The sequence below is a fragment of the Atopobium sp. genome, from assembly GCF_034113385.1.
Taxonomy (GTDB): Bacteria; Actinomycetota; Coriobacteriia; order Coriobacteriales; family Atopobiaceae; genus Atopobium.
In genome coordinates this window covers 19,388-40,407 of sequence record NZ_JAXEXL010000023.1, presented here as the reverse complement: position 1 = coordinate 40,407, position 21,020 = coordinate 19,388, and the positions used below count along the sequence as shown (strand labels likewise).

The following is a 21,020-nucleotide window of genomic DNA, read 5'->3' as shown; positions in this document are numbered from 1 at the left end:
AAGAAAACGACTGTGACGATAAGACATGTCTGCAAAATGAGGGTTACTTTTTCTTATAGTTAGTTGCAGCGGTAATAAAAGCTTCAAACAGTTCTGGTTGTGTTCCCAAAATCTCTGGATGCCATTGCACACCAACTACAAAGTCCTTCTCGGCACATTCCAATGCTTCTGGCGTGCCATCAGTTGCCCATCCTACAAAACTCACGCCCTTACCAGGCGTGCTAATTGCCTGATGGTGATAGGAGTTTACTCCCAGCAGCGTTGAGCTATAAATATGGGCCAGTTTGCTGTTTGCATCCAAATCAACCGTATGGCATGGCATGTCAAAAGGGGGAGCAACATGTGTTTGGGAACTGGCCACAATATTTGGCTGCTCAGAAACATCACGCACCATACGACCACCGCGAGAAATATTAAGCAGTTGCATACCACGGCAGATTGCCAAGGTGGGAAGGTTACGCTCCCATGCCTCTGCACACAGAGCTTCTTCCATGTTGTCACGGATAGGGTCTGTAAAAAAGATTTCTGCCGTAGCGTACGGCTCGTATACCTTGCCATTAAAGGACTCAGCAGCAATGTCTCCACCACCAGTGAGCAACAGGCCATCTACGAGGTCAAGCAGGCGAGAAACCATAGCGGGACCTTGGGGCGCTAAGGGAAGTACAACAGGAATACCACCTGCGGCAATAATACAATCTGCATATCTCTGATTTATCCAGGTATGTCCATCTTCACCTGGACGAGATGTGATGCCAATAAGAGGTGCCGAGTTGTATGCGGTATCCAATGCCACTCCCTTCTGCTTGTACCTTTAATGCGCCGTCGCTTTTGTCGTGTGCGAAACTTCAATCATAGGGTAAAACGTAGCTCAATGTGCGAAAAATACCGTAAGTTAACGACTTCTTATAGTTATTACGTAAAACTATCGCGTATGGTAGCTGGTGAGAAAACCATTGTTTTGCTGCGCTAAAATGAAACCATGGATACTTTGTTTAGCAGCGCTCAGCGCAGTATTAAAATTAATAATGCTCCGATGGCAGTCAGAATGCGGCCTACTACCTTGGATGAATTTGCTGGCCAAACGGCGGCAGTTGGTCCCAACTCATGGCTGCGTCGTGCCATAGAACATGACGTCGTGTCTTCTATTATTTTGTATGGACCAGCAGGTACCGGTAAAACAACTTTAGCGCGCATTATTGCAAACTCTACTAACGCTGAGTTTGTAGAGGTCTCTGCTATTACGGGTACCGTTAAGGACGTACGTCGAGAAATTGAAGGAGCAGAATCGCGCCTGCTTACTGCTGGCCGCAGGACCATTTTGTTTGTGGACGAGATTCATCGCTTTAATCGCTCTCAGCAAGATGCGTTGCTTCATGCTGTAGAAGACCGCACCGTTGTGCTCATCGGTGCCACAACAGAAAATCCCTACTTTGAAGTTAATCAGGCACTCATCTCGCGTTCGCGCGTGGTGGAACTAACAGCCCTTTCTGACGAGGACATCAGCGCTATTATCAACCGAGCTCTTACGTCTGCTCACGGGCTGGATGGTGCGTTTACACTCACAGATGAGGCACGGGCAGAAATTGTACTTCTGTCTGGCGGAGATGCACGCTGCGCTTTGACCACCTTAGAGTTAGCCAGTCAGCTTGCAACACCGCTTACGTCTGATGAGTCTGCGGGCTCTACAGACCAGCTTGTCATTACACAAAAGCACGTTGTTGATGCTACGCCACACCGCGGTCTGCCGTATGACAAGTCTGGTGATATGCACTATGACATTATTTCTGCGTTTATTAAATCTATGCGCGGCTCAGATCCTGATGCTACCTTGTACTGGCTTGCGCGCATGATTGATGCAGGTGAAGATCCCAAGTTTATTGCACGTCGCATTATGATTGCAGCTTCTGAGGATATTGGCAATGCAGACCCTCAGGCGTTGCTGGTGGCAGAGGCTGCCTTTAAAGCAACCGAGGTTATTGGCTATCCAGAATGTCGCATCAATTTGGCGCAGGCAGCGGTGTACAATGCTTTGGCTCCAAAATCAAACGCCAGTTATGCTGGTCTTAATGCTGCTATGACAGAGATTCATACCGGTCCTTTACGAGAAGTGCCATCGCATTTGCGCGATCGTCATCGACCGGGGGCAGAGAAGTACCAAGACTATTTGTATCCGCATGATAGTGCAAAGGGATGGGTTTCTCAGCAGTATTTGCCTGACGGGCTTTCTAGGGGTGTATTTTTTACGCCGTCTGAGCGGGGCTGGGAAGCATGGCGTTATGAAGCGGCAAATCGTGATCATATGGACGTGTAGCCATGTGGTTCAAAAGGGTAGAATTAAACGGATGTCATGACGTAAGGGAAGGTTGACGCGATGTCACCAATGGAGATTGCACTTATTGTTTTGGTAATAGCTGGTATTTGGGCAGCTATCGAGCTTGCGTTGACCTTGCGCTCTTCGCGCAAGTCCTTGGCAGAGCTTACCAATACCGTTAATGATACCGTGGCAGAAGTTAAACCAGTCGTGCAAAAACTGGATGGTGTGGTGGATGAGTTGCAGCAGTCTTCTAAGCAGCTTGAGCCGCTTTTAGAGAAGACCTCGGTAGCAGTAGATGCTATTACGGTTGATTTGATTCGTGTAGATGACATCTTATCGGATGTGTCTACTGTTACGTCTACAGGTGCAAACCTTTCTAGCGCAGTAAGCAAAGTTACTGCTGGTGCAGCAGATAGCGTAGCTGGTATTGTAGGCAAGCTCACCACTACGGCGAGCAAAACCGTTAGCTCAAAGCTAGGTTTTTCTGTTTCAGAGGCAGCGGCTGCATTGCAGGATGCTGTTCGTAATACGGATGATGAAGCTCAGAGCTCTGGTACATCTGATGAATACAGCAACACAGCTGCAGCACATCAAGACAGTGCAAAACCTCGTAAGCACACAAAGACTGTGTACTTTACGTATCCAGACGCAGTCACTCAGTCTACTAATACAGCTCAGACAGATTCTGATTCAGAGGATGATACTAACTAAGCCGTGCTGCCATGTCGGGTTACTCGGCAGGCTCACTATTGGTACGTAAAAGGAGAGATATGTCCCAACAAGTTGTTTCATTGAGTGTTCCTGCTCAGCCGTTATTTGCTCGTTCAGTGCGCATGATGGCTGCTAATTTAGCCGTAGTGAGCAATATGGACGTGGATGACGTAGAAGACTTGCGTATGGCAGCAGAAGAAGGTTTTGTATATGCCTGTGCAACCAAGCCTGCTGTGTGTGACATTGTGTTTGAACTACATGAGTCGAGCATTGTCATGACCTTTACCTTGGGTGACACTATCTCAGCTGATGATGATGCGTTGCAATATGCCAACCTGCTCCTTTCTGCTATTTGTGATGAGTATGATGCTGATCATGCGAGCAAGACGCTTCGCTTGGTAAAGTTTGCGGATGGTGCAAATGCCAACTAGTACACGACGTTCTTCGGGCAAGCTCGCGTGGGATAAGCAGCGCACTCACGAGCTTTTTCGTAACTATAAAGAGAAGGGCGATGAGGAGGCTCGAGAGCAACTCATTGTTAATCACCTTAATTTAGTGCGCTTCTTAGCTGCTAAGTTTAAAAATCGTGGCGAGCCTTTGGATGACCTCATTCAAGTTGGCACCGTAGGCCTTATCAAGGCAATTGATCGCTTTGATATTGAACGCGGTTTGGAGTTTACTACCTTTGCTACGCCTACCATTTTGGGTGAAATTAAGCGTCACTTCCGTGATAAAGGCTGGTCAGTACGTGTGCCTCGCCGCCTACAAGAACTTTCTGCCAAAGTTAACCAAGCTACAGACACCTTGACGGAGCAGCTTCAGCGAAGCCCTTCCGTAGAAGAAATTGCTGAATATCTGAATACTTCTGTGGATGAGGTTTTGGAGGCTATGGAGTCTTCCAGTGCGTATAGCTCAGTTCCCCTAGAGGGAGGTTCGTCAGATGACGAAGAGGCGCCTTCCGTTATTGATAAATACGCCAGCGAGGATACGGCGCTTTCTACTGCAGATGACCGCATGGTTATTGAAGAGACTATCCGTGATTTTTCTCCGCGGGAGCAAGAGGTTATTCGCATGCGTTTTGTGGAGGGTTTAACACAGGTAGAAATTGCCGATAAACTCGGTGTATCGCAGGTACAGGTTTCTAGATTGCTGCGTCGTACGCTTAAGAAAATTCAAGAAAAGATTGACCCCGAATCTATAACGCACTAGGAAGGTGTCTGGGTGAGCACGTCTTTTAATCAGCAACAAGAGAGCGAGCAAGTAGCATACAGCCGTCGCATGCTTATTAAGGTGTGGGCGGCTATTGGCTGTATCGTACTGCTGTTTTTTGCTCTTCAAGTGTTGGGTAAAGTCTGGCCAGCAGTTCAGCTTATGCTGTGGGGTGTTGTTATTGGTTTTATCTGCAGCCCCATTACAAACTGGTTGGAAGATCATAAAGTTCCTCGCAGTCTTGCAGCATTTTTGTCGTTGCTTTGTATGTTGGGCGTTGTGGCGCTGGTCTTTACCTTATTGTTGCCGCCATTTATTGAGCAAACGCTTAATCTGTTGCGCAGTGTACCAAGTTATATTACGTCTTTACAGGGCGTATTTTCCCAGTTTATGCAGGAGCATCAAACCATTGCGGGTGCAGATGTACAAGCCATCGTATCATCGAGCATAAACTCAGTCTCGGACCTCTTAAGCCGTTTGGCAACGGACATGGCGGGCAAGCTTTCTGGTGGTATTGTCGTTAACATTATGGGCACGCTTTCAGATTTGTTTACCATGTTTTTAGGTTTAGTCATGGCGTATTGGCTTGCCAAGGACTATCCCGTTATTATTCGTGAAATTGCTATTTTGGTTGGCCCTCAACATCGCGAGGGTATGACTATGCTGTTTGCGGTTATGAGTCGTTCTATGGGCGGCTACATGCGCGGTATTGTTATTACCTCGTTTGTTGGCGGCATACTCAGCTATATTGGCTTTACCTGTATTGGTCATCCCTATGCGGGCCTTATGAGCATTACCGTGGGCGTCCTCCACTTTATTCCTGTGATCGGTCCGTGGATTGCGGCTGGGCTTGCTATGTTGTTGGCGTTGTTTACCAGTCCAGCCTTAGCGCTTTTCTCGCTTATTGTGTCTGTGATTGCACAAAACGTTACGGATAATGTGGTTTCGCCTTTGGTCATGCAATCTGCTGTTAAGGTGCATCCTATTATGTCGCTTACAGCAATTATTGTGGGCAATGCTTTGGGCGGTGTGTTGGGCATGGTATTGGCCATTCCTCTTTCCGCAGCGCTTAAGGGCATTTTTGTATATGACTTTGAGACGCGTACCGGTAGGCAAATTGTGTCCTATGAAGGTGCCATTTTTAAATCGACGCCCTTTCATGACAATGAAGGAAACATCCTTCCGTCCTTTGATGCCTTGGATGATGACCGCTTTTTTGAGTACACCAGGCTTGTGCCCCGTGTAAAGAACGTGAATGTTACGGCAGAAACACCCCCAGATTCCGTTCGTCCCACTATCGCAGACGTCGTTCGCAGGTACAATGAGCAACTTGGAACAACAGCGTTTCATATTGGATTGTCGCGCGATGCAAACAACAGTGCACACAATTCAGATGAGACAACCAAAACAAAGCACGTGACATCAGATACACCTACTACCAGCACCGAGGAGCACCATGACAATGTCTGATTACAAGACAATGACCACCGCAGAGATTCGTGAGCATTACCTACGCTTCTTTGAGGCTAAAGGCTGCAAGCTGTACCCCAGCTCATCGCTTATTCCTGACGATCCTTCTTTGCTGTTGGCAAATGCTGGTATGAACCAGTTTAAAGAGTATTACCAAGGCACCAAGACCATGCGAGAGATTGGCGCAACGTCTTGCCAGAAATGCCTGCGTACTAACGATATTGACAATATCGGCGATGCCCGTCACCTCTCGTTCTTTGAGATGTTAGGCAACTTTTCTTTTGGCGGTTACTCTAAGGCAGATGCTATTGCTTGGGCGTATGAGTTTATTACAAGCCCTGAGCACCTTGGTCTTCCTAAGGACCGTCTGTATATGACCGTCTTTGAGGATGATGATGAGGCCATTGAGCTGTGGCATGAGCAAGGCGTAGCGTACGACCACATCTCTCGTTTGGGTGAAGAGGATAACTTCTGGGCTGCTGGTCCCACCGGTCCTTGTGGTCCTTGCTCCGAGATTTATTTTGACCAAGGCCCTGAGTTTGAGGGCGAGAAACCCGGCGATGATGGTGACCGCTACCTTGAGTTTTGGAACCTCGTCTTTACGCAGTATGACCGCCAGGAAGACGGTTCTATGCCCGATTTACCTCACCGCAACATCGATACTGGCATGGGTTTGGAGCGTATTGCTGCCATTATGCAGCATGAGGGCTCCAACTATGAGGGTGATGTATTGCGCTCTCTCATCCATGTAGGCGAGAAGCTTGCTGGCGTTACATATCACAGCTCTGAGGCAGTAGATAAGTCTTTGCGCATCTTGGCAGACCACGCTCGTGCCGTATCTTTTATGATTGGTGACGGCATTCTTCCTTCCAATGAAGGTAGGGGCTATGTTTTGCGTCGTTTGTTGCGTCGCGCTGTCTATCACGGTCGTTTGATGGGTATTAAGGACGCTTTTCTTAACACGTACTTCCATGAGGTACAGGCGCTGTTAGGTGATGTCTACACTGCTCTTATCGACAACCAGGCGCTTATCGAGGGCATTATTGCTGCGGAGGAAGAGCGTTTCTCTGCTACGTTGGATGCGGGCGAGAAAAGCCTCACTGCTGAGTTGGCGTCTTTGGCTGAGGGCGCTGTGCTTCCTGGTAAGGTGGCCTTTAAGCTACATGATACCTATGGTTTCCCCATTGATTTAACGCGTGAAATTGCCGAGAATGCAGGTCACTCCGTAGACATGGATACCTTTGACAAGGAAATGGCTGCTCAGCGTAATCGCGCTCGTGCAGGTGCCCATCGTGATGCCTGGGGTCAGGCAAACAATGTATGGGTTGCTCTTTCTGATGAGCACAAGGCTACGCGTTTTGAGGGCTATACCTCTGATGTGGTAGAGAATGCTAAGGTTGTTGCCTTAGTTATTGATGGCCAGATTGTTGAGTCGGCTCCCGTAGACAGCCAGGTAGAGGTTGTTTTGGATGCCACGCCATTTTATGCAGAGATGGGTGGCCAGGTGGGGGATACTGGCATTATTGCTGGTCCTGCCCTCAGCATTGAGGTATGCGATACCAAGAGCCGTGGTGATGGTCTTATCGCCCATGTAGGTATTGTCCGCGAGGGTACAGTTGGTGTTGGTGCTACCGTTACTGCAACGATTGACCATAATCGTCGCGAGCTTATTCGCCGCAACCATACTGCAACCCATTTGTTGGATGCTGCTCTTAAGCTGGTGCTGGGAGAGCATGTAAGCCAAGCTGGTTCTTTAGTAACTCCTGATCGTTTGCGTTTTGACTTTACTCATTTTGAGGCCCTTACCGCCGATGAAATTGCACGTATTGAAGGCCTTATCAATGCAGAAATCTTTGCCGCTGAGCCTATGGTTACCAACGTAATGAGCTTGGATGAGGCAAAGGCCTCGGGTGCCGTGGCGCTTTTTGGCGAGAAGTACGGCGATACGGTACGTGTTGTCTCTACGGGCGCTTCCGAGAAGCCCTTCTCACGTGAGCTTTGTGGTGGTACACACGCACGCAATACGGCTGACCTTGGCTTCTTTAAGATTGTTTCCGAGGGTTCTGTTGGTTCCAATGCCCGTCGTATTGAGGCTGTTACCAGTGCTGGCGCTCTTGAGTATGTGGACGAGCACCTTCTTGAGCTTGCAGAACTTGCGTCTGAGCTCAAATGTCGTCCGCTTGAGCTTAGGTCTCGCATAGCTCAGTTGCAGCAAGAGCTTCGTGATACCAAGAAGCGCGTAAGTGAGCTTATGAGTGGTGCTGCGTCTGATGTGGTAAGTGATGCCCTGAAGCATGCGGTGGATGCAGGTGGCTATAGCTGTGCACTCGTCAAGCTTGATGGTGTTTCTGCTAAGGAGCTTCGTGGCGTTTGGGATGGTATCCGTGACGGCGCTCATGGTAAGCCTATTGCTTGCGTCTTAGCCTCAGTCACGCCTGAGGGTCAGGTTGGTCTTCTTGCCGCAGGTACGGATGCTGCTGTTGCGGCAGGCTTTGCTGCTGGTGATATTGTGCGCGTCTTGGCTCAAAAACTTGGTGGCCGTGGTGGCGGTCGTCCTAACATGGCTCAGGCTGGCGGTAAAGATGTTGCTGGTATTGATGATGCTTTAGCAGCTGCACGCCAGATGATTGGTGCATAAGTGCGTGCACTTGCCCTTGATATTGGAGAGGTCCGTATAGGTATTGCTGTTTCCGATGCCACAGGGACCGTCGCGTCGCCCGTTAAGGTACTGCCTGCTCAGGAAGTGCTGTTGGGCGCGCGCTCTTTTCGCTATATTTTGGAAGACTATGAACCAGATGTATTGGTATGTGGTCGCCCTAAGACTATGACCGGCGAGGATGGTCCACAGGCGCAGCGCGTGATGGATCAGGCTCAACAGATTGCAAAGGCATGTGGCTTGCCTCTTGAGTTTGCTGACGAGCGCTTATCGTCCAGTGAGGCCAAGCGTATCTTGCGTGAAAAAGGGCTTTCCGAGAAAGACATGCGTGGCAAGGTAGACATGGTTGCTGCTTCGCTCTTTTTGCAATCGTGGCTCGATGCTCAATCTGCAAAGCATTAAAGGAGAAGCTCATGGCTACCCCTCAAAGATCAAACGTGTCTCAACAGGCTTCGCGCGGTGCACATTTTGCTGGTGCGCAAACGACACGCGTGCAAGGGCCTCGTTCGTATAGGCAGTCCAGCCCCCGTACCCCTTCTGGTCCTCCGATAAAAATCATTGCTTTTGCTCTTGCCTTGATAGCGGTGGTGATTGCTGGTTTTGTTATTCATGGCTGTGTAAGTGCAAAGCAAAATGGTGGCTCTGCGGTAGCTACTGGTAAGGAAGTTACCGTAAGTATTGCAGAAGGTTCTGGTGCTCAGGCAGTTGCCAAGTCTTTATTAGATGCTGGTGTCATAACAAGCAGCGAAGACTTTTTAAAGGAACTGACGCTTAAAAAGGCAGATTCCAATCTTAAGCCGGGCACGTATTCGTTTACAACGGGCATGTCTGTAGAGGCTGTTGTTCAGCAGCTGGTAAAGGGCCCTAATACAACAGCAAATAAGCTTTCAATTCCCGAAGGCCTGACGCTTAAGAAAACTGCTGCTTTGGTAGAGAAATCCTTAGGCATTAAGGCTGATGATTTTCTCGCTCAGGCAAAGGCCTCTAACTATGTAAACGAGTTTCCTTTCTTGCAAGGGGTAGCCGATGATTCGCTTGAGGGCTTTATGTGCCCCAAGACCTATGACTTTAGCGGTAAGGAAATAAGTGCCGATAGTGTTATTCGCGCTTTGCTTAACCAATACAAAGCAGAGCATGGCAGCCTTGATTTTGAGTCTGCTCGCGCCAACATTCAAAGCACCTATGGCATCACTATGAGTGACTATCAGATTTTAACGTTGGCTTCCATTATTGAGCGCGAAGCAGTGACGCAAGATGATCGTCCGCTTGTCTCTTCTGTTTTTTATAACCGTCTTAAGCAGGGGATGGCACTTCAGTCAGATGCAACCATGGGATATGTGTTGGACCGAGAGGTTACCGCAGATGACCTTAAAACGCAAAGTCCCTACAATACATACCTTAATAAGGGTTTGACGCCAACTCCCATTTGTACGCCGAGCATTGCCTCGCTTAAGGCTGCAATGGAGCCTGCAAAGACGGACTACCTGTATTTCTTTATTGTAGAAAACGGCAGCTATTCCAATCATAGTTTCTCTAAGACGTATGAAGAGCATCAGCAGGTAATTGAGGCAGCTAAAAAGGCTCAATCGTAGCGTTGTGTTTGCGGTGTAGTGATAACTATGGCTTTGCTACAGGCATCAAAATATGTGGCATCGTTGCCGCTGGTAGATATAGATGAGCTTGTATGCACGGGCGTGCGCTGTGTATTGCTTGATCGCGACAATACCTGCGTACCAAAAGATACAAAGCGTCTACCGCAGGACGTTGTCGCATGGGTTGAGCGAGCAAAACAGGCAGGTCTGCAAATCTGTTTGGTGTCTAATAATTTTTTTGCAACTGAAGTAGAGACAACAGCGCGCCAGCTTGCGGTGTCTAAGATAGATCACGCTATGAAGCCGGCGCCTTTTGCGGTATGGGCCGCTCTTAAACGTATGGGCGTGCAACGCAGCCAAGCGGTGTTAATTGGTGATCAAGTGTTTACTGATGTGCTTGCAGGCAATTTAGCAGGCATTGCCACCATTCTTGTTAGACCGCAGTCAGTCACCGATTTGTTCTATACCAAGTTGTTACGCAGGGTGGAACATAGAGTCCTACGCAGTATTAGATTTGAAGGAGACGATCTGCAACTGTGATGGTGGCTTTTCTTATATCGTTGGCGGCTTCGGTTCAGGATATAAGAACGCGCTCCATTGCAAATGCAGCTTCGTTAGCGCTTGCTCTTTTAGGAGCAGGCTGGCGCTGTATGCATGCACCACAAACACTTGTGTACTATACGGGCTTCTCGGTAGCGATATGTTTGCTTATGGTAGTGGGGGAGCTGCTGTTTCGTAGGGTAAGCGGGCGCATGGCTATTGGTATGGGTGATATTAAGTTTATAGCAGCTTGGAGCCTATGGCTGGGACCTGCTGTGATATTCGGTGTTGGCATAGGTTGCGCGTTTGCAGCGTTGTTTGGGATTATTGCCAAACAAAAAACCATAGCGCTTGTGCCTTGGCTTACAGCAGGTTTTGTGCTTACTGGGGTGGTGTGTCGGTTTATGTAGGACGATTACGTACTGCCGTGACCTGCCATAGGATGATAAAATCTAAAAATTAAAGACTTGTATAAACGGTATGAGTGAAGTATTCGTAACGCTTAGATGCGCCATATGCTATGTCTGCGAGGAGTGTTGTGCAAAAGCTGGAACACGGATATGTTGTACATGAGGGGTGTGACCACGTCTTCTTTGTGGGGTTCCTCGGTGCTGGCAAGTCCACGTTGGCGCGCAACATAGGCCATTTGTTTGGTCGTCCTTTTACCGATACAGATCGTATTGTTGAGCGCATGTATCACTGCTCATTAGCACAAATATATGCAGATGGCGGTGAGCAAGCCATGCGCGTGGCAGAAACCAGCGCACTTCAAAGTTTACAGTCGCAAAAAAGTCTCCTGGTAAGTTGCGGTGGCGGTATTGTAGAAAGTGAGCTTAACTGCCAACTTATGCATGAAATGGGCACTATTGTGTATTTGGAAGGCGAGCTGTCTGACTCACTTAAGCAGATACAGCGTACTGATCGCAGGCCAGATTTGGATTTGTGTTCAAGCCCCGAAGAATTATTTGCACGGCGTCGCCCGCTGTATCAAAAAGTATCTGACTACTCGGTTAGTATTACTAACAAAACATTTGACGAGGTTGCACAAATTACTGCGCAGCTCTTGTGGGAGAAAGGCCTGCTATGAGTCAGGAAGAAGCTCAGCAAACGGTTATTCGTCAGTCAATTACTGTGCCTGGCGGTTCCTGTGATATGCGCATAGGAAACGATGTCCTCTATAACATGGGGCGTGAGCTTCGCCTTTTGGTGGGCAAACCTCGTAAAGCTGCGCTTATCTGCGGAACAGAGGTTTCTGATGCTTTAACAGAAGAGTTGCGCCGCCAGCTGGCAGACGGTGGTTTTTCTGTCGCAGAAGCACGCATTACCAATCAAGACTGTATAACAACAGTAGATATTGCTCATGAATTGTGTATCTTTTTGAGCGATGAAGGCATTACCGCAGATGATGTATTGGTTTTTGCGGGTAATGAGCAGGTAGCGGGTTTGGCTTCGTATCTTGCAAACAGCTGGTGTGGCGGAGTGGAGTATGCGTTTATCCCCACCAGTTCTCTTGCAGCTGTACAGGGCATTACCACCCCTCCTGCTTTGCGTACTACGGCAACTTCTACACCGCTCATAGCTACGAAAGCTCGTCCCCGCATGGCATTTTGTGATTTGAACTTTATGAATCTTTATGAGGGGGAGCAGTTTCAAACTGCATTGGTATACGCCGTTTCTACTGCCGTTTGTGATAACACAGATGCGTTTGGTCGTCTTGCCGAGAAAACCCAGAAGCTTATGGAACACGATGAGCAGACTATCGTAGATCAGTTGGTTGATACCATTAAATGCCGTGGTCGTATTGAGGCTTCTACTTCATTGGCAATTCGTCAGGGTAATTCCTATGGCTTTATCTTTGAGGCTGCGTTAGACCGTTTGTTTGATGGCATTCCGCGAGCCCTTAAAATTGCAGAAGGCTTACGGGTAAATGCTCGTCTTGCTGTTGGTCTTGAAGAAGCGGATATGGATTTGATGTACAGTCAAGACGCACTTCTCGCAAGCCTTGGTATTGGTCAGATTGCCTGTGATGTACAAGCGCACGAGTTTATAGATGCTCTTAAGTCCGTATGCTTTGCGCGTACAAATCGTTTTTTGTTGCCTCTTCCTTTGGCACTTGGTCGTGTGCGCTATACGGCAGTGCCAGATGAGTTACTCCAAGAGCATTTGCAGGCCTGGTGTACGTTGCATAAGCAGTTGCTCGTGCATGAGTAGGCATTATAAGAAGCATATCAAGTATGTCATTGAGTATATGAGTGGTATATCATCGGAAAGGATGTTTAAATATGGCAGATGCACAGGCATGCGCAGCACGTGTTGACCGCTTGCGTGAGGTAATGGCTCAGCGTGGTTATGATGCTGTCATTTTAAGAAATAACGCGGACTTGCGTTGGCTTACCGGCTCTGAGCGCACGTTTGATGATGAGATTACTCATACGGCGTTTATTACGGCTACTGGTCAGTGGTTGCATACGGATTCCCGTTACTACAACACGTTTATAACGCGCATGGGTACTAATACCGCTTGGGTTATAGATATGGAGCTGGTAGACCCTGCAATGTGGGCAGCTCAACGTATTGCTCAGACACACAGTCGTATGGTTGCTCTTGAGGATACCTGTGATTTAGCCTTCTATGATGATCTTAAAGCTTGCATACACCAATGTTCTGGTGCTTGTCTGCTGCCACGCTTACATGGAGATATTGCTTCTTTGCGCATGGTGAAGGATGCAGAAGAGTTGGAGCTTATGCAGCATGCTCAAGATATTACCGATGCTGCCTTTGAGTACATCTGTACCTATATTAAGCCCGGTCTTACGGAGCAGGATATCCGTGTAGAACTAGAAAACTATATGCTTACGCATGGTGCTGATGCCCTGTCGTTTGACACAATCATTGCAACTGGAGCAAACGGTGCAAATCCCCATGCACAGCCTGGTTCTACCGTAGTGCAGCAGGGAGATTTTATCGTTATGGATTATGGTGCTGGGTACCATGACTATCACTCTGATATGACTCGCACGGTGTGCGTAGGTACACCTTCTGAAGAACAAAAAAAGGTGTATGACATTGTTCGCTTAGCACATGAGACCTGTGCGCAGTATGCAAAACCTGGTGTGATTGGCAAGGATGTTCATAACCTTGCAGTTAAGGTTATTACGGATGCAGGCTATGGTGAGTATTTCATGCATGGATTAGGCCACGGTGTTGGTTTGGAGATTCACGAGAAGCCCAACTTTGGTCGTCTGTATGACCTTCCTATTCCCGAGGGTTCAGTGGTCACTATTGAGCCTGGTATTTATTTGCCTGGTAAGTTTGGCGTTCGTTTGGAAGATTTTGGTGTGGTTACCGCAGATGGGTATAAGCCATTTACTCAGTCTTCCCATGAACTTGTTTGTATCTCCTGTTAAGTCTGCATGGCTTTTCTCGTTATATGGGCATACAACGGTATACTAGAATGCATCTGTGAATACTTTGCCTATCTGGCAGAGGTCAAATAGAAAGTGAGTTGTTGTGGCAAGCATTAGCACCGCAGATTTTAAGAACGGCATGGGTCTTAAGATTGATAACAAGTATTACACCATCGTAGAGTTCCAGCATGTAAAACCTGGTAAGGGCGGCGCATTTGTTCGCTACAAGATTAAGGATTTGCGTGATGGCCGCACCATTGATCAGACTTGCAACGCTGGTTCTAAGTTTGAGAGCGTACAGCTGATTACCAAAGAGATGCAGTATCTTTATAACGATGGTGACGCGTACAACTTCATGGATATGGAGACCTACGATCAGATTCCTGTATCCGATGACTACATTGGCGATAACGCCAAGTGGCTCAAAGAGAATGATATATGCCAGCTGCTCTATGCGGATACTGAGCTGTTGGGTGTTAATCCTCCTATGTTTATTGAGGTAGAGGTTACAGAGACTGACCCTGGTTTTAAGGGTGATACCGTACAGGGTGGCACCAAGCCTGCTGTTATTGAGACGGGCGCAACCATTCAGGTTCCTATGTATCTTAACCAAGGCGAGCGCGTAAAGGTTGACACCCGCACCGGTAAGTTTGTGCAGCGCGTCTAGAAGCGCGTTGTCTGCATGTGAGTGTGGCTCGTAGCGTGAAAGGAACTCCTATGGAACAGACCGAGATTTTAATCTCTGGCATTGGCATTTCTAAGAGTGTTATTGGCACCGTTGTTACGTCTGCCGTAAATAAGGTAGAGGGCGTTGCTCGTGTAGGTGGCAACGATATTACGTCGAGCCTCATCTCTGTATTTACGAGCAAGACTGTGCAGTCTGGTCGTGCGGTAGAGTGCGAGTCTGACGAGAATGGCCTGATTGTGACGGTTCATTTGGCAGTCTTCTTTGGCTATACCTTTACTAAGTTGGCTGAACAAGTCCGCATTGCCGCATCTCAGGCTATTACAGAGCAAATTGGTGTCAAAGTAAGTGCTGTTAATGTTTGCATTGATAGCCTCGTATTTCCCAAGGAGTAAGTTTGAGCACTCCCGCGTATCAAACTCGTAGACTTGCGCGTAGTCAGGCACTGCAAATTTTATTTCAAGCTGAGGCCACTGGTCGCAGTGTTGAAGATGTGCTGTCGGGTGACTATGCCTTATCTGATGGCCCTCTTAATCCGTATGCAGAGACACTCGCTTTAGCAACAAGCAATAAGATTCCTGCGCTTGATGGTATTATTACTCGCTTTTCTAAGCGCTGGGAAGTTATGCGCATGCCTGCCGTAGATCGCAATCTCTTGCGTCTGAGTATTTGTGAAATGCTCTGTCTTAATGAAGCAGATCCTGCTGTTTGCATCAATGAATCGGTGGAGCTTGCACGTGCCTATGGCACCGATGAGTCTTCTCGTTTTATTAACGGCGTTCTTGGTGCAATTATTACGGCTACCCAAGCAGGTGAGGATTTGTTTGATACAACGCAGCCGCTTGAAGTAGCTGCTCAAGGAGCCGTTCATAAGGCTGCTTCTGGAGCGCAATCTGATGTAGAGGCGGCAGGGGAATAGCCATGGCACGAGTAGATACCTCTGCATATACATCTTTTGATGACATTGTTGGTCGTCTTGATGAGATTGTGGGTGTTGTACGCGATAAAGACACCTCGCTTGAGCGTTCTTTGGATTTGTTTGAAGAGGCCATTGGTTTGGGGTCTAAAGCGGTAGACATGGTAGACAAAGTAGACTTTACGGCTCATGAGTTAGCTCGTATGGAAGAGGCTCAGGCTCAGTCTGAGGCTCATGAGGCTGCTCAAGAACAGCCAGTACAACCTGAGGATGCTACGCCTACTGAGGATACAGCTTCCAAAAACGTCACCGAGTCTGTATCATCTGAGTCTGAGTAGTACGTATGGCTCGCGTTCGTCTTGATGTAGAGCTGGTAAATCAAGGTTTTTTTGCTACTACCAGCGATGCCATGCGTGCTGTTATGGCGGGCAATGTATCTACCACTAATCGCAAGCTTACCAGCGCAGGTGAACAAGTTAAACCAGGAATAGAACTTCATGTTCGTGGGGGCAATCCCTATGTAAGCCGCGGCGGGTTAAAACTCGAGCGCGGCTTATCTGCCTGTAACGTGAATCCTCGTGGCTGTGCCTGTGTGGATGTAGGGTGTTCTACGGGCGGTTTTACCGACTGTTTGTTACGCCATGGTGCTACGTCGGTTTTATCGGTAGATGTGGGATATGCGCAGTTTGATTGGTCTTTACGTAACGATACACGCGTCACGCTGTTAGAGCGTACCAATATTGTAGATGTTGCAACGCCTGAGCGTAGAGGCACCATAGATTTGGCCGTGTGCGATGTCTCTTTTACCTCGGTCACTACCGTAGCTGGTGCAGTTTGGGATTTGCTTCGCGAGAAGGGCCTGTTTCTTACCTTGGTAAAGCCTCAGTTTGAGGCTGCTCGTGACCAGGTGGGCGAGGGCGGTATAGTGCGAGACCCTGCCGTGTGGCTTGCTTGTTTGGAAATGGTTAGCAAAGACCTTTCGCACAAAGGGTTTGCTGTGCGTGATGTGTGTGCGAGTCCTCTTGTGGGGCATAAAGGAAATCATGAGTTTTTGCTGCTGGCGTCCAAAGGTGGCAGGTCAGCTGCTGTAGATTTTTCCAAGGCGATTGCTCAAATTACCACTTCGTAGTGCGCGGTGATACACTTTTTACAATCTATCGTGTAGCTGAGGAGGAGCCTTATGAAGGTCCTTTTGGTACCAAATTATTCTCGTCCTGTTGCCGTAGAAGCCGCTACGGAACTATCTCAGTGGCTGGAAATGCAAGATGTAGAGGTTGTATGGGCTCACGATAAGAAAAAGTATCCCAACAAGCTTACCTCTGCAAAAGGAAGCAGCTTAGTGGTTTCACTTGGTGGAGACGGCACCCTGTTACGTGCGGCAAAGATTGTTGGATATACAGAGATTCCGCTGCTTGGTCTGTCTTTTGGGCACCTTGGATTTTTAACAGCTGGTGATTCAGAGCAGGTGGTGGGCAGTGTTGCTTCTGCTTTAGCTGGAGAAATGCACGTTTCTCGCCGTACATCCTTAGATGTTGAGCTCCATATGACAGATAAAGAAACCAATCAACCTGAAGTAGCACATCATTTTGCTTTGAATGAACTTGCGGTTACTCGTGGTGCCGATGGAGACATGATTGAGTTTGATGTGGGGGTTTCTGGCAATCATATTGATCGCTTGCGTGGTGATGGCGTCGTTGTTTCTACTGCTACGGGATCTACGGGCTATGCTCTTGCCGCAGGGGGACCTATTGTACATCCAGACTTTAAAGGCATGCTTATAACTCCCATTGCACCTCATACTATTTCGGCTCGTTCCTTTATGACAGGTGCTTCTGATGTGGTAGAGATTGCTACGTCATATGACCGCCCAGCAGACCGTTCTGCTTTTGTAGATGGTCAACTGGTAAGTAGGGATAAGACAGTGGAGCTTGCCTGTGTGCGTCGTGGGCTTGGTGATATAGTTTTGTTGGACGGCGGTCCTTCAAGTTTTTACAATTCTGTCTCCCGTGTGTTTTACGGAAGGGCAAGGCACTAGATGATTGATCAGCTCCACGTTCAAAATGTGGCACTTATTAAAGAGGCAACTCTTGAGTTTTCCGAAGGCCTTACGGTGCTTACGGGAGAGACGGGTACGGGTAAAACAGCCTTATTGAGTGCGCTTAAGTTGCTTATTGGTGAGCGTGCAGATAGTTCTTCCGTGCGTGAAGGTGCCAATGAACTGCTGGTAGAAGGTCAGTTTTTCTCGTCAGATACTCCTGATGAGCATGTAATCCGTCGTCGTGTGAACACATCAGGTCGTGGTCGTATAGACATTGATGGACACATGGCCTCCGTTCGTGAACTGGCAGAAGGCATTGGCGCCACCGTAGATTTGTGTGGTCAGCACGAGCACCAACAGCTTCTTTCTTTAGCAGCTCATATGGAATTGTTGGATGGATGGGCAGCGCAGAGCATCAATCCAGCTAAAGAGCGGTTTTGCGAGGCATTGGTTGCGACGCGTAAAGCTGCACAGGAGCTTGAGCGCGTGCAAACAGCGTTGCAAGAAAGTGCGAGCCGTTTGGATGAGGCACAATTTGTATTGACTCGTATTGATGAAGTGGCACCTCAAGACGGCGAGCTTAATCAGCTGCAGGCTACGTTGGATATTGCTGAGCATGCAGAGTCTTTGTTTACAAACGTAGAAGCTGCCTATGAGAAGCTTTCTGGTGATGATGCGGCGCTTGATTTGCTGGCAGAAGCTCTTACCAGTTTGGAAGCGGCTGCGCGTTATGACACATCTTTAACAAGTAAGATTGCCGTCATTAAAAGTTCCCTTTTGGACCTAGAGGATAGCGCTCATGATTTGCGCGAGTATCGTTCATCCATGGAGTTTGATCCAGCGCAGCTTAATGCTATGCAGATGCGCATGGCTCGCCTGCAGGGTTTGCTGCGCAGCTATGGTCCTAGCATGGAGCAAGTGTTTGAGCGTCGCGCGTGGGCCGCAGGAATTGTTGAAGCTTCCGGCGATGGTGGCCAAGCACTCAAAGATGCTCAGGACACCCTTACTGCTGCCGAGAAAGCCCTTGCACTTGCAGCAGATGAGCTGGACGCGGTACGTAAGGCTGCGGCTCCTGTATTAGCTGCACGTATTACAGAGCAGATGCATCGTTTAGAAATGGGAACAGCAGAGCTACACATTGACGTAACGCGTCTTGAACGCGGCCAGTGGACCAGTGCGGGTCCCAGTAGGGTGGAGTTGTTGTATAAGCCCGCTGCAACTATGAGTGCTCGTCCCTTGCGTCGTATTGCTTCTGGCGGTGAAGTGAGCCGTGTTATGCTTGCCTGTAAAGTGGTCTTGGGTGAAGCAGACGCGGTAGATACCCTTGTCTTTGATGAGGTAGATGCAGGTGTTGGTGGCGCTACGGCAGTGGCTTTGGCGACGGTGTTATCAGATTTGGCGCGCACTCATCAGGTGATAGTAGTTACTCACTTGGCACAGGTTGCTGTTGCGGCTACACGTCATTATGTGGTGCGCAAGACTGAGGGCAATGCGCAGGATGGCGTTCCACAAACTCATATTGATGAAGTTGTGGGAGAAGACCGTGTAGCAGAAGTAGCTCGTTTACTATCTGGAGATATGAGCACTCCTTCCTTGGAGCATGCGCGTGCCTTGCTTGATGGGGTTTCTGGATAAGGGATGCTGTGGGGGGCGTATGCGGCGCCAAGCTGAGCAAGATACGTCCAATAAAATGTTTTGCTCATGTGAAGTTAGCGGTTTTGCTTACAAAGAGCTCCTTGATAGGATTACTATTAAATCCCGTAGAAATGTTTTGCATGAATACGGGAGGCCTTATGACCAAGCACATTTTTGTTACTGGCGGCGTTGTTTCTTCACTGGGAAAGGGCATTACAGCCGCAGCGCTTGGTCGGTTGCTTAAATCACGTGGTTACAAAGTAATGATGCAAAAGGCAGATCCCTATCTGAATGTGGATCCTGGCACCATGAGTCCTTTCCAACATGGTGAGGTTTTTGTTACAGAAGACGGTAAAGAAACCGACCTTGACCTGGGCCATTACGAACGCTTTATCGACGAGAATCTTACGCGTAATTCTAATTTCACTACGGGCGCAATTTATCAGTCGCTTATTACGCGTGAGCGTGCGGGTGATTTTCTTGGTGGCACCGTGCAGGTTATTCCTCATGTAACCAATGCTATTAAGGATCGCTTTTTGCGCATTGAGGAGCAGACGGGCGTCGATGTGGTTATCACGGAGCTGGGCGGCACCATTGGTGATATTGAGAGCCAGCCGTTTGTAGAAGCTATTCGCCAATTCCGTAAAGAGAAGGGTGCAGGAAACACGCTGCTTATCCACGTGAGTTTGGTGCCCTATATTGCTGCTGCTCACGAGGTTAAAACCAAGCCCACTCAACACTCCGTTAAAGAGCTGCGTTCTATGGGTCTTCAGCCTGATTTTATTGTGTGTCGCTCTGACCACGAGGTGCCGGCAGATATTCGTGACAAAATTGCATCGTTTTGCGATGTGGACAATGATTGCGTGTTTGAAAATTCAGATTGTAAGTCTATTTATGACGTGCCTGAACACCTTGCTCAACAGGGCTTTGATCAAAAGGCATGTGAAAAACTTGGTTTGGAGCCCCGCTGTTCTGATATGAAGCGCTGGTACTCGTTTACCAAACTCATGCATGAGTCCAATGCGCGCGAGGATGTGGTTACCATTGCAGTAGTGGGTAAGTACACGCAACTGCCTGATGCCTACCTATCAGTCATTGAGGCACTGCATCACTCTGGCGTGTATTTTGGCCGCAACGTAAACATCGAGCTTATCGATGGTGAAGCACTTAACGAGAATAACGTGGATGACGTATTAGCCAACGCAGATGGCATTTTGGTGCCTGGCGGTTTTGGCTTGCGTGGTATTGAGGGCAAGATTAGCGCTATTTATCGTGCTCGTACGCATAAGATTCCGTTTTTGGGTATTTGTTTGGGCATGCAGGTGGCTGTCTGTGAATTTGCGCGCAACGTGGGCAACATTGTGGATGCACACTCTGCTGAGTTTATGCCAGATTGCGAGAATCCCGTTATCCATATCATGCCTGATCAGGAGGATATTACCGATAAGGGTGGTACTATGCGCTTGGGTGCTTACCCCTGCAAGGTAGCTCAGGATACCTTGGCTTATGAGGCATATGGCGAGGAGCTGGTCTATGAGCGCCATCGCCACCGCTTTGAGGTTAATAACGCCTATCGTGACCGTTTAGCAGACAAGGGCTTGGTTTTCTCGGGTGTATCGCCAGATAATCGCTTAGTAGAAATGATTGAGTTGCCTCAATCCATACATCCGTGGTTTGTAGCTGCTCAGTTCCATCCTGAGTTTAAGAGTCGTCCCACCAATCCGCAGCCCTTGTTCCGCGAGTTTGTGCGTGCCGCAATTGCTGCACATGAAGGCGTCAAACGTCATGAGGTACAATCTGCATTGGAAGACGTGCTGTAGTAGCCTGCAAGACGCTGCTAAAATGCA

At 48.4% G+C, this 21,020-nt stretch carries 22 protein-coding genes; 21 read left to right on the top strand and 1 reads right to left on the bottom strand.

What is annotated here, in order from left to right; genetic code table 11:
- Window positions 1-43: 43 nt before the first annotated feature.
- The gene (locus SPD80_RS06755; protein ID WP_320604643.1) at window positions 44-793 is read right to left on the bottom strand and encodes a gamma-glutamyl-gamma-aminobutyrate hydrolase family protein; all 750 of its coding nucleotides are present in this window, start codon (window positions 791-793) and stop codon (window positions 44-46) included.
- Between the two features lie 186 nt (window positions 794-979).
- Here SPD80_RS06755 and SPD80_RS06750 point away from each other — a divergent pair, with 186 nt between their 5' ends.
- The 21 genes from SPD80_RS06750 (at window position 980) to SPD80_RS06650 (ending at window position 20,993) form a co-directional block, all read left to right on the top strand.
- On the top strand, window positions 980-2,311 hold the full coding sequence (locus SPD80_RS06750; protein WP_320829066.1) for a replication-associated recombination protein A: 1,332 nt from the start codon (window positions 980-982) through the stop codon (window positions 2,309-2,311).
- A gap of 60 nt (window positions 2,312-2,371) precedes the next feature.
- A complete protein-coding gene (locus SPD80_RS06745) occupies window positions 2,372-3,025 on the top strand; it encodes a DUF948 domain-containing protein (RefSeq protein ID WP_320604640.1) in 654 nt (217 codons plus the stop codon).
- Window positions 3,026-3,084: 59 nt separating this feature from the next.
- Entirely contained in the window at window positions 3,085-3,456 is a 372-nt protein-coding gene (locus SPD80_RS06740) for an ATP-binding protein (protein WP_320604638.1), read from the top strand.
- Window positions 3,446-4,234 (top strand): SigB/SigF/SigG family RNA polymerase sigma factor, encoded by a 789-nt coding sequence (locus SPD80_RS06735; protein WP_320604636.1) that lies wholly within the window; start codon window positions 3,446-3,448, stop codon window positions 4,232-4,234. The genes SPD80_RS06740 and SPD80_RS06735 overlap by 11 nt, the downstream gene beginning before the upstream one ends.
- A 12-nt stretch (window positions 4,235-4,246) precedes the next feature.
- On the top strand, window positions 4,247-5,704 hold the full coding sequence (locus SPD80_RS06730) for an AI-2E family transporter (protein WP_320829065.1): 1,458 nt from the start codon (window positions 4,247-4,249) through the stop codon (window positions 5,702-5,704).
- Complete coding sequence (gene alaS / locus SPD80_RS06725) at window positions 5,697-8,342, top strand: alanine--tRNA ligase (RefSeq protein WP_414429703.1); 2,646 nt, start codon at window positions 5,697-5,699, stop codon at window positions 8,340-8,342. Before SPD80_RS06730 ends, alaS begins: the two co-directional genes overlap by 8 nt.
- Window positions 8,343-8,762 (top strand): Holliday junction resolvase RuvX, encoded by a 420-nt coding sequence (gene ruvX, locus SPD80_RS06720; RefSeq protein WP_320829062.1) that lies wholly within the window; start codon window positions 8,343-8,345, stop codon window positions 8,760-8,762.
- An 11-nt stretch (window positions 8,763-8,773) separates the two neighbouring features.
- On the top strand, window positions 8,774-9,952 hold the full coding sequence (gene mltG, locus SPD80_RS06715) for an endolytic transglycosylase MltG (protein WP_320829061.1): 1,179 nt from the start codon (window positions 8,774-8,776) through the stop codon (window positions 9,950-9,952).
- A 27-nt stretch (window positions 9,953-9,979) separates the two neighbouring features.
- Window positions 9,980-10,492 (top strand): YqeG family HAD IIIA-type phosphatase, encoded by a 513-nt coding sequence (locus tag SPD80_RS06710; protein ID WP_320829059.1) that lies wholly within the window; start codon window positions 9,980-9,982, stop codon window positions 10,490-10,492.
- Window positions 10,492-10,902, top strand: a complete 411-nt coding sequence (locus SPD80_RS06705) for a prepilin peptidase (protein ID WP_320604653.1) — start codon at window positions 10,492-10,494, stop codon at window positions 10,900-10,902. The genes SPD80_RS06710 and SPD80_RS06705 overlap by 1 nt, the downstream gene beginning before the upstream one ends.
- Window positions 10,903-11,030: 128 nt before the next feature.
- Window positions 11,031-11,579, top strand: a complete 549-nt coding sequence (locus SPD80_RS06700) for a shikimate kinase (RefSeq protein ID WP_320829058.1) — start codon at window positions 11,031-11,033, stop codon at window positions 11,577-11,579.
- Window positions 11,576-12,703 carry a hypothetical protein gene (locus tag SPD80_RS06695; RefSeq protein WP_320829057.1) on the top strand — a complete coding sequence of 376 codons (1,128 nt, stop codon included), beginning with the start codon at window positions 11,576-11,578 and terminating at the stop codon, window positions 12,701-12,703. The genes SPD80_RS06700 and SPD80_RS06695 overlap by 4 nt, the downstream gene beginning before the upstream one ends.
- Window positions 12,704-12,774: 71 nt before the next feature.
- On the top strand, window positions 12,775-13,899 hold the full coding sequence (locus SPD80_RS06690; protein WP_320829056.1) for an aminopeptidase P family protein: 1,125 nt from the start codon (window positions 12,775-12,777) through the stop codon (window positions 13,897-13,899).
- Between the two features lie 103 nt (window positions 13,900-14,002).
- Window positions 14,003-14,566 (top strand): elongation factor P, encoded by a 564-nt coding sequence (efp, locus tag SPD80_RS06685; RefSeq protein ID WP_320604618.1) that lies wholly within the window; start codon window positions 14,003-14,005, stop codon window positions 14,564-14,566.
- Window positions 14,567-14,616: 50 nt separating this feature from the next.
- Window positions 14,617-14,979 carry an Asp23/Gls24 family envelope stress response protein gene (locus tag SPD80_RS06680; RefSeq protein ID WP_320604617.1) on the top strand — a complete coding sequence of 121 codons (363 nt, stop codon included), beginning with the start codon at window positions 14,617-14,619 and terminating at the stop codon, window positions 14,977-14,979.
- Window positions 14,980-14,981: 2 nt separating this feature from the next.
- Window positions 14,982-15,503, top strand: a complete 522-nt coding sequence (gene nusB / locus SPD80_RS06675) for a transcription antitermination factor NusB (RefSeq protein WP_320604616.1) — start codon at window positions 14,982-14,984, stop codon at window positions 15,501-15,503.
- Between the two features lie 2 nt (window positions 15,504-15,505).
- On the top strand, window positions 15,506-15,838 hold the full coding sequence (locus SPD80_RS06670; RefSeq protein ID WP_320829054.1) for an exodeoxyribonuclease VII small subunit: 333 nt from the start codon (window positions 15,506-15,508) through the stop codon (window positions 15,836-15,838).
- Window positions 15,839-15,843: 5 nt separating this feature from the next.
- Window positions 15,844-16,629 carry a TlyA family RNA methyltransferase gene (locus SPD80_RS06665; RefSeq protein ID WP_320829052.1) on the top strand — a complete coding sequence of 262 codons (786 nt, stop codon included), beginning with the start codon at window positions 15,844-15,846 and terminating at the stop codon, window positions 16,627-16,629.
- A 51-nt stretch (window positions 16,630-16,680) separates the two neighbouring features.
- Window positions 16,681-17,535 (top strand): NAD(+)/NADH kinase, encoded by an 855-nt coding sequence (locus tag SPD80_RS06660; RefSeq protein ID WP_320829051.1) that lies wholly within the window; start codon window positions 16,681-16,683, stop codon window positions 17,533-17,535.
- Window positions 17,536-19,173: a DNA repair protein RecN gene (gene recN / locus SPD80_RS06655; protein ID WP_320829050.1), complete on the top strand. Its 1,638-nt coding sequence runs from the start codon at window positions 17,536-17,538 to the stop codon at window positions 19,171-19,173. It abuts the gene before it with no gap.
- A 158-nt stretch (window positions 19,174-19,331) separates the two neighbouring features.
- Window positions 19,332-20,993 carry a CTP synthase gene (locus tag SPD80_RS06650; RefSeq protein ID WP_320829048.1) on the top strand — a complete coding sequence of 554 codons (1,662 nt, stop codon included), beginning with the start codon at window positions 19,332-19,334 and terminating at the stop codon, window positions 20,991-20,993.
- Window positions 20,994-21,020: the final 27 nt, after the last annotated feature.